The organism is Cognataquiflexum nitidum (assembly GCF_022538055.1).
Lineage (GTDB): Bacteria > Bacteroidota > Bacteroidia > Cytophagales > Cyclobacteriaceae > Cognataquiflexum > Cognataquiflexum nitidum.
The window spans coordinates 134,810-149,489 of sequence record NZ_JAKZAM010000004.1; the positions used below are offsets into that span (position 1 = coordinate 134,810).

The following is a 14,680-nucleotide window of genomic DNA, read 5'->3' on the forward strand; positions in this document are numbered from 1 at the left end:
ATCTCAGGAAAGATATTACCATTTACTAGTTAAGATAATTATTATAGATTATCCGAATTCTACTCATTTAGAATTGGTTTGATCTAATAACTTTACAAGCTGAAATCATCCTATTGAATGAATCATGGATACAACTTTTCAAAATCTCAACCTTCGTACGGTCAATGTCATGCGCTATGTGATGCCGCTGCGTGAAGGAGGTTCATTGCCTGCATTGGCTGAAGCGGATGATGGGTTTGATTACGTACTCAAGTTCCGTGGGGCAGGTCAGCGGGAAAAGGCCCTGATATCAGAGTTGTTGGGAGGGGAAATCGCAAGGATGCTTGGGCTGAAAGTTCCGGAACTGGTGTTTGCTTACCTTGATGAAGCATTTGGCAGGTCTGAGGGGGATGAAGAAATACAGGATTTGCTCAAGGGCAGTCAGGGTCTGAATCTTGGCCTTCACTTTTTATCCAAAGCACTGACTTTTGATCCCGGTGCTTCCAAAGTCGATGGATTTCTGGCTTCTAAGATTGTGTGGCTTGATGCCTTGATTACCAATGTGGACAGGACTTTCCGCAATACCAATATGCTGATCTGGAAGCGTGAACTTTGGCTGATTGACCATGGGGCGGCATTTTTATTCCACCATTCTTGGGACAATTGGGAAAGACATGCAACCGGACCGTTTCCTTCGATCAAAGACCATGTGCTTTTACCCTATGCGGACAGGCTAGAGGAAGTGAATAGGGAATTCCGCGAGAAACTTAAAATGGATCAGGTTAACAACTTGATTGAAGCTCTTCCTGATGATTGGCTTTTGGCCTCCAGGGATGTGGAGACAGCTGCAGAGGCTAGGAATGTGTATAAACAATTCCTTTCACTGAGATTGGAATATTCGGATGTATTTGTAAAAGAAGCGCAAGATGCAAGGCAAACACTTATATGAGTATGCGGTCATCCGTGTAGTTCCACGGGTGGAGCGTGAGGAATTTGTCAATGTGGGCGTAATTCTCTGTTCTAAAAAAGAAAATTTCTTAGAAAGCAGGATTCAACTAGAAGAAGGAAAGTTATTGGCTTTGGATCCTGAGGTTGATTTGGCATTGCTATGCGATTATTTGGACTCATTTACAAAAATTTGTGAGGGAACAAAATCCGGTAGTCCGATAGCTGAGATGGATCCTGCTTCAAGATTCAGGTGGCTGACAGCGCAGCGGAGTTCCATGATACAGACCTCCAGGCCGCATGGCGGGCTTTCGGATGATTTGAAAAATACGTTGGATGAACTTTTTGCCCAATTTGTAGCCTGACCAATTGGTCAGGTATTTAGACAAACAAGGAATTCAGGGTTTTTAGGACAGTATTTGCCGGAGCTTTTTCTAGAGGCAATTCAAAACTGAATATGGAGCCTTTGCCCAAAGTACTGCTGACAGATATCTTGCTTTTATGCCCTTCCAGGATATGTTTGACGATTGCGAGTCCGAGTCCGGTGCCGCCTCGTTCGCGGGACCTGCTTTTTTCCACCCTGTAAAATCTTTCAAAAATTCGTTTCAGGTCTTCGGGAGGAATTCCTTTTCCATTGTCTTTGACTTCAACAGTAATTTGGCTTTTGTGGGTTTTGAGGTGGACTTCCACCTCGCCGCCGTCATTATTGTACTTAAGGGCATTGGAAATGAGGTTTTGGCAAACCCTGAAAATTTTCTCTTTGTCCGCGATTGTGTTGAAGGTTTTTTCTTTGTCATAAAAGAAACGGATCAGCATATCCCGCTTTGCTGCTTTATGCTCCAGATCTTCGATGACTTCATGGATCAAATCCTTTAAATCAAAAGTTTCGAAATGGAATTTGACCACACCGCTTTCCATTTGGTTGAGAGTGAGAAGATCCTGAACAAGCTTATCCAATGCATTGAGGCTTTTTGCAGCCCGCTTGAGAAACTTCAGCCTGACGGATTTGTCATCCACAGCGCCATCGAGGAGTGTATGAATATATCCCTGTGCTGCAAAAATCGGCGTTTTCAATTCATGGGAGATGTCAGCAATAAATTCCCTTCGGAATTCTGCATTTTTTTGTAATGCTTCGATTTCTTTATTTTTGGTCTGTGCATAGATATTGATCGAGGTATTGATTCTCCTCAAGGGAGAGATAGAGAGTTTGTCAGATTTTTCAGGAATGTTGGAATAGTCTTTTTTCTGGATTTTTTCCAAGACGCTGTAGATGTCACTGATCTCTTTGAATACCAAAAATTCAAGTGTGATATTGGTTAATATATAAGAAACTGAAAATGAAATACCACCCGCCACAATCAATAAGGTAGGGGTGGCTTCATCCAATAACAATAAAAAAGCAACTGTCAAGGCAGAAATCGCCAATGCCAAAATCAATGAAATACCCCTAGATGTGGTGAGCATATTTAATTCAATTCGAATTTATAACCGACACCTTTTACGGTAGTGATATAATCCTCTCCGATTTTTTCCCGGACTTTTCTGATATGGACGTCGACAGTCCTTGCCAAAACAAAAACATCCGTTCCCCAGATATTCTGCAATAAATCGTCTCTGCTGAAGACTATATTAGGGTTTTTGGCAAGGAAGTACAGTAATTCAAATTCTTTTTTGGGAAGGGTGATGGTCTTGCCGTTTTTATCTATGGTATAACTTGTCCGGTCAATGATAAGGTCTTTGATTTTGATTTGTGCTACCTCATTTTCTTTTTTGGATTCCCTTCTGAAGAGTGCCGCAATCCTACTCATAAGTGCTCTTGGTTTGATCGGCTTGGTGATGTAATCATCAGCACCGACATCAAAAGCGGCCACTTCAGAATATTCTTCCGCTCTTGCGGTAAGAAATATGATAAATGTTCCTTTGAGTTCCGGAATTTCCCTGATTTGTCTGCAGGTTTCCACGCCATCCTGATTAGGCATCATGATGTCCAAAAGTATGACATCAGGTTGGAATTTTGCCGCAATTTTTACTGCCTTTATTCCATCTTCTGCCGATTCTACCTCGTAACCTTCTTTTTTAAGGTTATAGGTTAGAATATCTATGATATCAGGTTCGTCGTCAACGACCAGTATTTTGACTTTTTGTTTGTCACTCATGGGAAAATAGCGGGTTATTTCTGCGCTAATGTGATGCTAATTTATAAAAAGGCGTCACAAAAAAATGTTTTAATAATGTCAAAGGTGTCAAATACAACATAAAATTTTTTTTCAGCTGCCCAATGTTAATTCAATATTAACTGACTGTAAATTAATTATTACGCAAATTTTTGGCTTCCATGATTTCCATATCCAATGAGCCAATCATCAACTTTGCCTTTATCCTTAACGGGATTTTATTTTTGTCATCAGACACCCATACTGTGACCGGCTGGTCTCCCCTGAATAATTTGTTTTTTGGAATTTCAGGCACTAAGACATAAGATTGAAATTTCCCAATACTTGTTTCTATCCATTCCTTTTTCTTGAATATTAATTTTACGTTATATATCTCCTTGTCAAAAAAACCTACAAGGTGAATGGTATCTCCAGGTTTGTATTTTTTAAAATCAATCGTTCTCAAATAGTAAAAGCCACTTACTATATCCTGAACTTGTGCGGGTATTTTATAATCTTTTGTATCAATTACATTCTGGTTATCCCTGTCATATAACTTTACATGTGCATTTTTCTTTTTGTGGTCAAATGTCACGCGCTCATGTTTTCTGTATTTCCCTTCCTCTATATGTCTGTAAGAATGATGGGGTATCATCCTTGCAGTATCGAGGTAACTTCCCCAATTGTCCTTCACATAAAATAGCTTGAAGACGCCGAGGGTTTGACCATATACATCAATTTTGTAGGTAGGGATTTCATTTATAGTTGAAATTTCTGGGTTGACTACCATTTTGGCCTCGGCAGCATCAAAAAAACCATAGCTTACCTTAAAAAGTAATTCCTCTCCTTTTTGAAAAGCAGTGTTTTTCTGTGCAAAACCAGAATAACATCCCAAGAGAAAAAAAATTGAGACAATTACTGACTTTTTAAACCGTTTTTTCATTAATTTTTCTGTTCTACCAAAAGGTTTTCAAATCTTATTTCAATATTAGCGATATATTTAATAATACGGATTTTTGGTTGCTCAAAGTATAAATACGCAATCCTTTTGGGAAGTGTTCGGGTCTCAATTATCCAATAATAATTTAACAAATTCAAATCAAAGTTTTGATAATATTCAATTATGAGCGTTAACACTGAGAAATTAAAAGCACTTCAGCTGACCATAGACAAGCTGGAAAAGACTTATGGAAAAGGTACTGTCATGAAACTTAGTGACAATAAGGTTCAGGACATTCCTGCTATTTCCACAGGTTCCTTGGGCTTGGACATGGCCTTGGGTATCGGAGGAATTCCGCGTGGAAGGGTAACAGAGATCTACGGTCCTGAATCTTCCGGTAAAACCACACTGACGCTTCATTGCATCGCAGAAGCCCAAAAAGCTGGGGGGCTTGCTGCTTTCATTGATGCCGAACACGCATTTGATAAAAGTTATGCCGAAAAACTCGGAATAGATACAGAGAACCTGCTGATTTCCCAACCGGATAATGGGGAACAGGCATTGGAGATTGCAGAACATTTGATCCGCTCTGGAGCCATTGATATCATCGTGATTGACTCCGTTGCTGCTTTGGTGCCAAAGGGTGAACTGGAAGGTGAAATGGGTGACAGCAAAATGGGTCTTCAGGCAAGATTGATGTCACAGGCGTTGAGGAAATTGACAGGAGCAATCAATAAAACAGGTTGTGCCTGTATTTTCATCAACCAACTGAGGGACAAAATCGGGGTGATGTTTGGCAATCCTGAAACCACTACCGGTGGTAACGCCCTTAAATTCTATGCTTCTGTTAGACTTGACATTCGGAGAATCGGACAGATCAAGGAAGGTGCAGACAATATTTTAGGTAATAGAACAAAAGTGAAAGTCGTAAAAAACAAAGTTGCACCGCCGTTCAAAGTGGTAGAATTTGACATCATGTATGGTCAGGGTATTTCCAAAGTCGGCGAAATCATTGATATCGGTGTTGAATTTGAAATCATCAAGAAAGCAGGTTCTTGGTTCTCTTACGAAGGAAACAAATTGGGACAGGGAAGAGATTCGGTAAAAGCGATTTTGCTGGATAATCCAGAGCTGATGGAAGAACTTGAAAAGAAAATCAAAGAGAAAGCCGGTTTGGGAGTTGTCACTTTGAAAGAAGAAAAAGAAGAGGAATAAAAAAACCTATAAAATAGTTTTGGATTGCAAAAAATAACCCCATAAAACAGTAGATTTTATGGGGTTATTTTTTGCCTTTTCTTTGGTTAAGCTGCTCTGATAGCCTCCACCGGGTCGAGCCTTGCAGCAAGTGTCGCAGGAACTATTCCTGAAACAACCCCTATAATGGAAGAAATGCCAAGCCCAAGGATTATATTTTTGAATGACAATACCAATTCCAATGAACCTAATTGTAGGAAAGTAAGGCCGTAAACAATGACAATACCGGCAAGGCCGCCTATCAAACTTAGGAATATGGCTTCAAATAAAAATTGGAATAAGATAAAGTAATTTTTTGCACCCAATGACTTTTGGATCCCAATGATATTGGTTCTCTCTTTTACCGATACAAACATGATATTGGCAATCCCAAATCCCCCAACCAAGATAGAAAAGCCTCCAATTACCCATCCCGCTGCACTGATTACATCGAAAATGGATCCAATGGTATTCATGATAAACTCTGACTTATTGAGTGAGAAATTATCTTCCTCTGTAGGCTTTAGCCCTCTTTTTGCTCTCAGTGAACCAATGATCTCATTTTCCAATGCTACCATGCCGATGTCACTATCCATCCCTTTTATGGCGATACTTGGTTCTATTCCGTTTTTTCCGACAAAGAATAGCTTAGTAAAGCTTCCGTAAGGAATCATGACGGCTTCGTCTTTGGAAGCTATTTCGAATAAACCTTCCCCTTCTAGTTCAAAGATGCCAATTACAACAAATTTTGCTCCTTTGATTTTGATTTCTTTACCTAGGGGTTCTGAGTTGGGGAATAAAGTATTCGCTACTTTCTCGCCGATTATCGCAACATTTCTTGAGCCATTAATCTCTGATTCGGTAAAATACCTGCCTTTTTGGATAGGAACTTCATATACGTCCTTATAGGTGTAGGTCACCCCGTTTAGGTTAGAGCCTTTGTATGAATTACTTCCTTGTTGTACAATAGTATTAGCTCCTGCAAAAAAAGCTAGGGCTTCGGCATTCTGTAATTTATCTTTGAGATAAACATACTCAGAATAAGTGTTGTAGGGCCTTCTAAAATATTTCCACCAAGGATAGTCCGGACCGCCGACAAACTGAAATCTGTTTACAGTAACCACATTGCTTCCTAAAAAGCTAAAGCTGGATTTGATGTTTTTTTCCAGGGAATCCACCAATGTAAATACAGCAATGATTGCGAAAATCCCCACTGTTACCCCCAAAAGAGAAAGAATGGTTCTTGTCAGGTTCGATTTTAGGGCCTGCATGGCAAACCGAACACTTTCCCAGATTAGTTTTAGAAATATCACGTCTTAGAAGTTGTTTTAAAAGTAATTGGCAATATAAGTAGAATTCGGGATTTTTATTTTTAACTTTGCGGTTTTTAAATCTTAAATTAAGATCAAGAAATAGAATATCATATTCATAACCTATGAAGTTATCCGACTTTAAATTCGACGTCCCCAAAAAATTAATTTCTTTATATCCCACTCCAAATAGAGACGAATCCCGACTCATGGTGGTTCATAGAAAAACCGGTGAGATTGAACACCGTATTTTCAAAGACATCATAGAATATTTTGGAGATGGTGACGTATTTGTCATGAACGATACCAAGGTATTCCCTGCAAGGTTGTACGGAAACAAAGAAAAAACAGGTGCAAAAATCGAGGTTTTTCTTTTAAGAGAATTGAATCAAGACCTGAGACTATGGGATGTATTGGTAGATCCTGCCAGAAAAATCAGAGTTGGCAACAAGCTTTATTTTGGAGACAGTGACCTTGTAGCTGAGGTTATTGACAACACCACATCCCGAGGAAGGACCATTAGATTTTTGTTTGATGGCTCCGATGAGGAATTTTACAAAACGATAGACACTTTGGGCGAAACACCGATCTTGAAGGAATTTATTGAACGTAAAGTGGAGACCGAAGACAGAGAAAGATACCAGACCATTTTTGCAAAGCATGTGGGTGCTGTAGCTGCACCTACGGCAGGACTTCACTTCACTCCTCATTTGTTAAAAAGACTGGAGCTGAAAGGTGTGGAAGTCTGTCCTATCACCCTCCATGTGGGGTTGGGTACTTTCAGGCAAGTAGATGTAGAAGACCTGACCAAGCATAAAATGGATTCTGAAAATTATGATATTCCACAAAAGACTGTTGATTTGGTCAATGAAGCCTTGGATAACAAAAAGAGAGTTGTTGCCGTCGGAACCACTACTTTAAAGACGGTCGAATCTTCTGTCACTGCAAATGGCAGATTGAAAGTCAGCAGCGGATGGACAGACAAGTTCATCATTCCTCCTTACGATTTCAAAATTGCCAATGCGCTCATAACCAATTTCCATTTGCCTGAATCTACCCTGTTGATGACAGCATCGGCATTTGGTGGGTATGATTTGGTAATGAAAGCATACAAAGAAGCAGTCAAAGAAAAATATAGGTTTTTCTCCTACGGAGATGCCATGTTAATACTCTAAAATAAAAGAGGCTCGGAAGAGCCTTTTTTTATTTTTTATATTTTTTGATCTTGGATTAAAAATGGGGTAAAAAGCAAAATGCGTTTTTGAACATCTAATCTGAAAATGAATAAGTTTGCCATCATCGTAGCAGGAGGAAGCGGAACCAGGATGGGAGCTTCTATTTCCAAGCAGTATTTAGAAATAGGAGGGAAGCCAATCCTGATGCATACCCTTGAAGTTTTTTTCAAAACTCTCCCTGACATCCGTTTGATTTTAGTAATTCCTGAAAAGGACTTTGGTTTTTGGGGAGATCTTTGCAGTCAATACCAATTTGATATTCCCCATGCAGTAATTAATGGGGGTAACAGCAGGTTTCAATCTGTCAAGAATGGACTTGACACTATACTTTCAGAAGATGGTCTTGTTGCTATTCATGATGGCGTGAGGCCATTTGTAAATCCCCAAGTGATCATTGACAGTTTTGAGGTCGCCGAAAAATCCGGTTCTGCCATCGCTGTCGTTGCATTAAAGGATTCCCTTCGCAAATTAACAGATGATGGAAAGTCATTTTTTCAGGAAAGACAAAATTTCAGATTGGTACAGACCCCCCAGACATTCATGCTTTCCAAAATCAAAAAAGCATTTGATGTCACCGAACTATACCACTTTACAGACGATGCCACCGTGTATGAACATCAGGGATGGCAGGTGGAGTTGATTTCTGGAAATCCCGAAAACATCAAAATCACCAGTCCTGATGACATGGTTTACGCCGACTTTTTGATCAGCAGGCGGAATAGTTAGCATCCGTTTACCTACCGATTTGCTTCATTCACCGAGAAACAGGCGGTGATAGCCTATTTGATTTGCCATATTTTTTTCTCATGTTATAGCTTTGTCATCATCAAGTCAAACCAAAAATTTTACACAACATGGCAAAGAATAAATTTTCCTCCAAAAACAATGACCTCACAGCAGGTATTATCATTCTCGCGATCGGCGGGGTATTGTTGCTCAAAGCAATGGGATTCTGGTTTCCTGGCTGGGTTTTTTCATGGCCGATGATTTTCATCGCTATTGGGATTGTCAGTCTGATCAAGCATAACTTCCAAAGCGGCTTTGGGGTGTTTATGTTATTGTTCGGATCATTCTTTTTAGTCAAAAAAGAACTTGGAATTCCCGGCGAAATACAGCCCTTCCTAATTCCGGTGGGATTGATTGTTCTCGGAATTTTCTTGATATTAAAAAGGAATAATGACCGAAACCGATTCATAGATGAGTTTTTTAAGACCTATAATAAATCCGACAAGCCAATAGGGACATCTACCGAACATGGAAATGCTACTTTTGCAAAACCGCAGAATATTCCCTTTACAGATAATGGAGACACGATCAATGCCCAGGCTTTATTTACAGGAATCCAAAAAAGAGTTTTATCCAAAAACTTCCAAGGAGGCAAAGTTTCTGCGATTTTCGGAGGAACAGATATTGATCTTTCCCAGGCAGACCTCGCCGATGGGGCGATCATCAATGTGGAAGTGGCATTTGGCGGAGTCAAATTGGTGGTGCCGCCACATTGGGACCTTCAGATCAATGTTACCAATATCTTTGCAGGGATTGAGGATAAAAGGATGTATCCGCAAACTCCCAATGATGGAACCAAAGTTTTGAGGATTTATGGATCCATCATTTTTGGAGGTTTGGAAATCAAATCTTTCTAATCAGGATAGCAAATGCTAAGAAATCTGATTTCTCGCAATAATTTTGACTGGTTAAAAGCCTTGGCCGCTGTCCTTCTTTGGATGGTGGCTTTGGCTTATCTGATTAGCTTTTATGGATATCCATTCCAATCTGCCCTTATTGATTCCGCTATTCATTCTGTATTAATCCTATTCGGGTTTTGGTTATTGGAAAATGTATTTAAATACTACCTGCCAAAGCGGTCTCAAGCCTTGATGGTGATAAACTTCGGATGGGTACTTGCGGTAGCTTTGGTATTTGCCGGGGATTATTTGCTTGGAATTTTTATTGATTCCGAGATTGAATACCTTGATTTTAAGAGCATAGTGATGCCTATCAAAGGATTGATAGCATTCATTTTATTTGTTTCTTGGGCTGCCCTTTTGGTATTCAATGCCAAAATTGAGGACCAGATTAAAAGCAAAGAGAGGCAAGAAAAAATAGATCAAATGGCAAAAGATGCCGAACTCTATCATTTGCGTCAGCAGTTACAGCCACATTTTTTATTCAATAGCCTCAATTCAATTAGTGCATTGATCAAAAGCCAACCTGAAAAAGCCAGAGAAATGGTGCTCCAGTTGGCCGAATTTCTCAGAGGAACCATCAAAAAGGATGACCAAAACTGGCTAACTGTGTCGGAGGAAAAGGAATACCTTAATCTTTATCTTGACATTGAAAAAGTGAGATTTGGTCATAGGCTAAAGGTTGAATTCCAAATTGATGAGTCTGCATTGGAAGCAAAAGTTCCGCCTTTGATGATCCAGCCGCTTCTGGAAAACTCCATTAAACATGGTTTATATGGAGTGACCGGAGAGGTCGTTATAAATATCAAGTTTGAACTCCATAATAAATACCTGATAGTGAGTTTGTCAAATCCCTTTGATCTGTCAACAGGTCAGGCAAAAGGCACAGGATTTGGTCTCGATGCCGTCAAAAGGAGATTATATTTGCTATTTGGCAGAAATGACCTGTTGCAAACCAATGCCATTGAAAAAATATTTACTGTCAACATAAAGATCCCTCAAAGGAATGATTAAAGTTTTGATTATTGATGATGAGCCTTTGGCGACCGAATTGGTAAAAGAATATTTGGCGGATTTTCCCCAGTTTGAAATTCAAAAAATCTGTCATGATGGATTTGAGGGTTTGAAGGCTATACAGGAATTCAATCCTGACCTTATATTTTTGGATATCCAAATGCCCAAACTCACAGGATTGGAATTATTGGAGCTGTTAGACCGGCCGCCTGCCGTGATATTTACGACAGCTTTTGATGCTTTTGCACTCAAAGCTTTTGATGCCAATGCTGTTGATTATTTGTTAAAGCCTTTTTCCAAGTCCAGGTTTTCCAAGTCTCTAGAAAAATACCTACAACTTGGAAACAATATGGAGGCCATTGAAGCTTTGAAAAATGGGAATATATCAAATCAGGAATCCGCCCAAAGGGTGGTGTTGAAGGTGAGAAATGAGATTAAGATCATTCCGGTCCAAGACATCAAATACCTTGAAGCCAATGATGACTATGTTAATATTTACACAAAGGAGGGCAAATTTCTGAAAAATAAGACCTTGACTTTCTATGAAAAAACTTTAGAATCCTCCCAGTTTGTAAGGGTTCACAGGTCATATTTGGTCAACATCTCCGAAATCACTAAGATTGAACCTTATGAAAAAGAAGGGTATTTGTTGAGATTAAAAGGGGGAGAAAGTATTCCGGTAAGCAAATCAGGATTCCCTAAACTTAAAACAGTATTGGGGATATAAAAAAAAGCCCAATAGGGCTTTTTTAATATTCGTCTTCATTAAAGAAGAAATCGTCTTTTGTCGGATAGTCGGGCCATATCTCTTCGATATTTTCGTAAGGCTCGCCGTCATCCTCTAATTCTTGGAGGTTTTCAACAACTTCCAAAGGAGCACCTGAACGGATTGCATAATCAATCAATTCGTCTTTAGTTGCAGGCCATGGTGCGTCTTCAAGATATGACGCAAGTTCTAGTGTCCAATACATAGTGTGAGTTTTAAATGTTTACAGCCTTAGCGGTCTGCAAAAATAGAAATTGTTTTAAATTTTCAATGTTAACTTATTATTTATTTGAAAGTTCTTTGAGAATGAAAGTTTTTACATCAATTTTTCTTTTAAATGTTCCTATTTTTCTTCTCATCATTACTTCAAAATCTTCTTCATTGGTCCTGAAATTTTCAGCATTGTCCTTTACTGTAGCCAATTCGCTTTCATCACGGTGGATCAAATCTCTAATTATTCCAATTTTTATCTTTTTCTGTTCTATCTTTTCCTTTTGGTAAAAGTCCTCATACTTTGACAAGGCTAACCTTTCCAAAAACAGTTTTTCAAAAACTATCTCTGAAAAGAAGGTAAAAGAACGCATGATCAGATTGGCTTCTTTTGGCTTGCGTTGTGGAAGTTTTTTCCATTCCGCCTGTAATCTTTTTGCAGAAGACACTCCCTCGGGATTTGTTTCAGAGTAAGCCAGTTTTTTCATTTCATCCGTCATAGACTCCATTTTCTTCATCAGTTCCCATGGCTTCATCTGTGGGCCTGTTTCCATGGTTCTACGGAACCTGCTGAAAATCCTGTTGTTCAATTTTGAAAATTCATCCCAAAGTGGCTGCCTTTTCTCTGCGGGTACTCTTCCCGCTGCTTTCCATTCTTTTTGTATCCTTTTAGAGATTTCAAAAGCTCGTTTTGCGTCCGGATTGTCAAATGCCGCCCTGGCCTCAATGACGAGTTTTTCATAAATTTTAATGTTGACTTCGGCCTGCGCAGCCATGTCTTCAAAAAAGTTTTTTCTATTTTCAAAGAAAGTGTCGATGGCCTCATTAAAGGCATCTTCCATTTCGTCTTCAAATTCCTTTTCGACAGGACCTATTTTAATCCATCGCATTTTGAGGTTTTTGAATTCCTCAGCAGTTTCTTTCCAGTCGGTGCTGTTTTTTAAGGCTTCTGCTTCCAAAATCAAACCCCTTTTGATTTCAAGGTTTTTTTCCCGGTTTTTCTTGATGATGTCTTCTAGATAGACCTGAAGCTTTTCGAGGTCATCTATTAATGGGATAAAATCACCCAATGCATCATATTCCAACAAGGAATCTTTTAGATGGATCAATTTCATCAAAAAAGAACCCTTATTTTGATTCTCTTCAATGTCTTTTTTGAGTTGTGCTATTTTTTCTTTGAGGGTAATAAACCTATCCTCAAAGTATTTGATAGTAGACGCCTCGTCTTCTTTTACTTCGCCAATCACCCTGTCCGGCTGATTCAAAAACTCCCTGAGATAAACCTTGTTATCTTTAATGTACCCGTACGGATGCTCCATTGCGATTTAATAGGTTGGTTTGTGGTGTGGTTATTCTAAGTTTCTGCAAATTAATTAATTCAAAAGCATTTATCCTAAGAAAGGTCTTTTTTTGCCATCTTTGTCCATCATCGTTTTCAAATCAATCAAATAATTAATATGAGTGGAGAAAAAATCATATTTTCTATGGCGGGTGTGTCTAAAATTTACCCCCCACAGAAAAAAGTCTTAAAGGACATTTACCTTTCTTTTTTTTATGGAGCAAAAATCGGTGTCTTGGGTCTGAACGGATCCGGGAAAAGCTCCTTGTTGAAAATCATTGCCGGCGTTGACAAAGAATTTTTAGGAGAGGTAGTTTGGTCTCCAGGTTATACAGTGGGAATGCTCGAACAAGAACCCAAACTCGATCCTGCCAAAACAGTCAAAGATATTGTGGAAGAAGCAGTGGCCTCTACTGTCGCTCTGCTTAAAGAATTTGAAGAAATCAACGAAAAATTCATGGATCCTGCTCTCATGGACGATCCGGATGCCATGGACAAGCTGATCACCAAGCAAGGTGAAGTGCAGGAAAAGCTCGATGCTGCTAACGCTTGGGAACTAGATACCATGTTGGAAAAAGCCATGGATGCTCTGCGCCTTCCGCCGAGTGATGCCATCATTGGGAACCTTTCAGGAGGAGAAAAAAGAAGGGTTGCGCTTTGTAGGCTCTTACTTATGGAACCGGATGTGTTGCTTCTCGATGAACCTACCAACCACCTCGATGCTGAATCGGTACTCTGGCTCGAGCAGCATTTACAGCAATATAAAGGAACTGTTATCGCCGTCACGCACGACAGGTATTTCTTGGACAATGTGGCAGGTTGGATTTTGGAACTCGACAGGGGAGAAGGGATTCCGTGGAAAGGCAACTATTCCTCTTGGTTGGACCAAAAACAAAACCGACTGAAACAAGAAGAAAAGACCGAGTCAAAAAGACAGAAGACTTTGGAGCGTGAACTTGAGTGGATCCGCATGACACCAAAAGCCCGTCAGGCAAAAGGAAAAGCCAGGCTTAGCGCTTATGACAAACTCATCAGCGAAGAAGGGAAAGAAAAAGAAGCCAAACTTGAATTGTATATCCCGCCAGGACCTAGACTTGGAGCAAAAGTCATAGAAGTCAATGGTGTTTCAAAAGCTTATGGAGACAAATTGCTGTTTGATGACTTGTCATTTAACCTACCACAAGGTGGGATTGTCGGTATCATCGGACCAAACGGTGCAGGTAAGTCCACACTATTCAAACTCATCACCGGACAGGAAAAAGCCGATGCTGGTTATTTTGAAGTTGGGGAGACAGTAAAACTCGCTTATGTCGATCAGGAACACGACAGGCTCGATCCAAATAAGTCGGTATATGAGACCATATCAGGAGGAAATGAAATCATCAAGCTTGGCAACAAAGAAATGAATGCCCGGGCCTATGTGGGCAAGTTCAACTTTGCCGGATCTGATCAGGAGAAGAAAGTGGGAATCCTCTCAGGGGGTGAAAGAAACCGTGTTCACTTGGCCATTACACTCAAGGAAGGCGGCAATTTGCTTTTGCTTGATGAACCGACCAATGACTTGGATGTGAATACCCTTAGGGCACTTGAAGAGGCTTTGGAAAATTTCGGGGGCTGCGCCGTAGTCATTTCCCACGACAGGTGGTTTTTGGACAGGATATGTACTCATATTCTTGCTTTTGAAGGGGATTCACAAGTGTATTGGTTTGAAGGAAACTTCTCCGATTATGAGGAAAACAAGAAAAAGCGTCTAGGCGATGTGGCTCCGAAGAGGATTAAGTATAAGAAGTTGAAGTAAAATTTATGCTTAAATAAATTGAAACCTCCAACCTGTAATAGCGGGTTGGAGGTTTTTTTCAATTGGACTTTGC

Annotated in this window: 15 protein-coding genes; 9 read left to right on the forward strand and 6 right to left on the reverse strand. The window is 39.8% G+C overall.

Annotation, left to right across the window (positions count from 1 at the left end):
* Positions 1-124: 124 nt before the first annotated feature.
* Positions 125-928 carry a HipA family kinase gene (locus MMU07_RS03925; RefSeq protein ID WP_241124534.1) on the forward strand — a complete coding sequence of 268 codons (804 nt, stop codon included), beginning with the start codon at positions 125-127 and terminating at the stop codon, positions 926-928.
* A complete protein-coding gene (locus MMU07_RS03930) occupies positions 906-1,289 on the forward strand; it encodes a DUF3037 domain-containing protein (RefSeq protein ID WP_241124535.1) in 384 nt (127 codons plus the stop codon). Before MMU07_RS03925 ends, MMU07_RS03930 begins: the two co-directional genes overlap by 23 nt.
* A 16-nt stretch (positions 1,290-1,305) precedes the next feature.
* On the opposite strand, the gene MMU07_RS03935 is transcribed toward MMU07_RS03930, so the two are convergent.
* The 3 genes from MMU07_RS03935 to MMU07_RS03945 form a co-directional block, all read right to left on the reverse strand.
* A complete protein-coding gene (locus tag MMU07_RS03935; RefSeq protein WP_241124536.1) occupies positions 1,306-2,388 on the reverse strand; it encodes a sensor histidine kinase in 1,083 nt (360 codons plus the stop codon).
* A gap of 2 nt (positions 2,389-2,390) precedes the next feature.
* Complete coding sequence (locus MMU07_RS03940) at positions 2,391-3,080, reverse strand: response regulator transcription factor (RefSeq protein WP_241124537.1); 690 nt, start codon at positions 3,078-3,080, stop codon at positions 2,391-2,393.
* A 151-nt stretch (positions 3,081-3,231) separates the two neighbouring features.
* Positions 3,232-4,020, reverse strand: coding sequence for a DUF3108 domain-containing protein (locus tag MMU07_RS03945; RefSeq protein ID WP_241124538.1), 789 nt, complete (start codon positions 4,018-4,020; stop codon positions 3,232-3,234).
* A 180-nt stretch (positions 4,021-4,200) separates the two neighbouring features.
* On the opposite strand from MMU07_RS03945, the gene recA reads away from it, so the two are divergent.
* Positions 4,201-5,232 (forward strand): recombinase RecA, encoded by a 1,032-nt coding sequence (gene recA / locus MMU07_RS03950; protein ID WP_241124539.1) that lies wholly within the window; start codon positions 4,201-4,203, stop codon positions 5,230-5,232.
* 86 nt (positions 5,233-5,318) lie between these two features.
* Here recA and MMU07_RS03955 read toward each other — a convergent pair whose 3' ends face one another.
* Positions 5,319-6,563 carry an ABC transporter permease gene (locus MMU07_RS03955; RefSeq protein WP_241124540.1) on the reverse strand — a complete coding sequence of 415 codons (1,245 nt, stop codon included), beginning with the start codon at positions 6,561-6,563 and terminating at the stop codon, positions 5,319-5,321.
* 122 nt (positions 6,564-6,685) lie between these two features.
* Between MMU07_RS03955 and queA the strand changes: the two genes are divergently transcribed.
* The 5 genes from queA (at position 6,686) to MMU07_RS03980 (ending at position 11,221) form a co-directional block, all read left to right on the forward strand.
* On the forward strand, positions 6,686-7,735 hold the full coding sequence (gene queA, locus MMU07_RS03960; protein WP_241124541.1) for a tRNA preQ1(34) S-adenosylmethionine ribosyltransferase-isomerase QueA: 1,050 nt from the start codon (positions 6,686-6,688) through the stop codon (positions 7,733-7,735).
* Between the two features lie 105 nt (positions 7,736-7,840).
* On the forward strand, positions 7,841-8,521 hold the full coding sequence (locus tag MMU07_RS03965) for a 2-C-methyl-D-erythritol 4-phosphate cytidylyltransferase (protein WP_241124542.1): 681 nt from the start codon (positions 7,841-7,843) through the stop codon (positions 8,519-8,521).
* Positions 8,522-8,649: 128 nt separating this feature from the next.
* The gene (locus tag MMU07_RS03970; protein ID WP_241124543.1) at positions 8,650-9,438 is read left to right on the forward strand and encodes a LiaF transmembrane domain-containing protein; all 789 of its coding nucleotides are present in this window, start codon (positions 8,650-8,652) and stop codon (positions 9,436-9,438) included.
* A 12-nt stretch (positions 9,439-9,450) separates the two neighbouring features.
* Positions 9,451-10,494, forward strand: a complete 1,044-nt coding sequence (locus MMU07_RS03975; RefSeq protein ID WP_241124544.1) for a sensor histidine kinase — start codon at positions 9,451-9,453, stop codon at positions 10,492-10,494.
* Complete coding sequence (locus tag MMU07_RS03980) at positions 10,487-11,221, forward strand: LytR/AlgR family response regulator transcription factor (RefSeq protein ID WP_241124545.1); 735 nt, start codon at positions 10,487-10,489, stop codon at positions 11,219-11,221. The genes MMU07_RS03975 and MMU07_RS03980 overlap by 8 nt, the downstream gene beginning before the upstream one ends.
* Before the next feature lie 22 nt (positions 11,222-11,243).
* Here MMU07_RS03980 and MMU07_RS03985 read toward each other — a convergent pair whose 3' ends face one another.
* Positions 11,244-11,465, reverse strand: a complete 222-nt coding sequence (locus MMU07_RS03985) for a DUF2795 domain-containing protein (RefSeq protein WP_008625540.1) — start codon at positions 11,463-11,465, stop codon at positions 11,244-11,246.
* 76 nt (positions 11,466-11,541) lie between these two features.
* Complete coding sequence (locus MMU07_RS03990) at positions 11,542-12,789, reverse strand: DUF349 domain-containing protein (RefSeq protein ID WP_241124546.1); 1,248 nt, start codon at positions 12,787-12,789, stop codon at positions 11,542-11,544.
* Between the two features lie 138 nt (positions 12,790-12,927).
* Between MMU07_RS03990 and ettA the strand changes: the two genes are divergently transcribed.
* Positions 12,928-14,607, forward strand: coding sequence for an energy-dependent translational throttle protein EttA (ettA, locus tag MMU07_RS03995; protein WP_241124547.1), 1,680 nt, complete (start codon positions 12,928-12,930; stop codon positions 14,605-14,607).
* Positions 14,608-14,680: the final 73 nt, after the last annotated feature.

Coding starts and splice junctions, on each gene's coding strand:
- MMU07_RS03945 (WP_241124538.1), bottom strand. CDS start 4,020: ATGAAAAAACGGTTTAAAAAGTCAGTAATTGTCTCAATTTTTTTTCTC.
- MMU07_RS03970 (WP_241124543.1), top strand. CDS start 8,650: ATGGCAAAGAATAAATTTTCCTCCAAAAACAATGACCTCACAGCAGGT.
- MMU07_RS03985 (WP_008625540.1), bottom strand. CDS start 11,465: ATGTATTGGACACTAGAACTTGCGTCATATCTTGAAGACGCACCATGG.
- MMU07_RS03980 (WP_241124545.1), top strand. CDS start 10,487: ATGATTAAAGTTTTGATTATTGATGATGAGCCTTTGGCGACCGAATTG.
- recA (WP_241124539.1), top strand. CDS start 4,201: ATGAGCGTTAACACTGAGAAATTAAAAGCACTTCAGCTGACCATAGAC.
- MMU07_RS03940 (WP_241124537.1), bottom strand. CDS start 3,080: ATGAGTGACAAACAAAAAGTCAAAATACTGGTCGTTGACGACGAACCT.
- MMU07_RS03965 (WP_241124542.1), top strand. CDS start 7,841: ATGAATAAGTTTGCCATCATCGTAGCAGGAGGAAGCGGAACCAGGATG.
- queA (WP_241124541.1), top strand. CDS start 6,686: ATGAAGTTATCCGACTTTAAATTCGACGTCCCCAAAAAATTAATTTCT.
- ettA (WP_241124547.1), top strand. CDS start 12,928: ATGAGTGGAGAAAAAATCATATTTTCTATGGCGGGTGTGTCTAAAATT.
- MMU07_RS03930 (WP_241124535.1), top strand. CDS start 906: ATGCAAGGCAAACACTTATATGAGTATGCGGTCATCCGTGTAGTTCCA.
- MMU07_RS03990 (WP_241124546.1), bottom strand. CDS start 12,789: ATGGAGCATCCGTACGGGTACATTAAAGATAACAAGGTTTATCTCAGG.
- MMU07_RS03925 (WP_241124534.1), top strand. CDS start 125: ATGGATACAACTTTTCAAAATCTCAACCTTCGTACGGTCAATGTCATG.
- MMU07_RS03935 (WP_241124536.1), bottom strand. CDS start 2,388: ATGCTCACCACATCTAGGGGTATTTCATTGATTTTGGCATTGGCGATT.
- MMU07_RS03975 (WP_241124544.1), top strand. CDS start 9,451: ATGCTAAGAAATCTGATTTCTCGCAATAATTTTGACTGGTTAAAAGCC.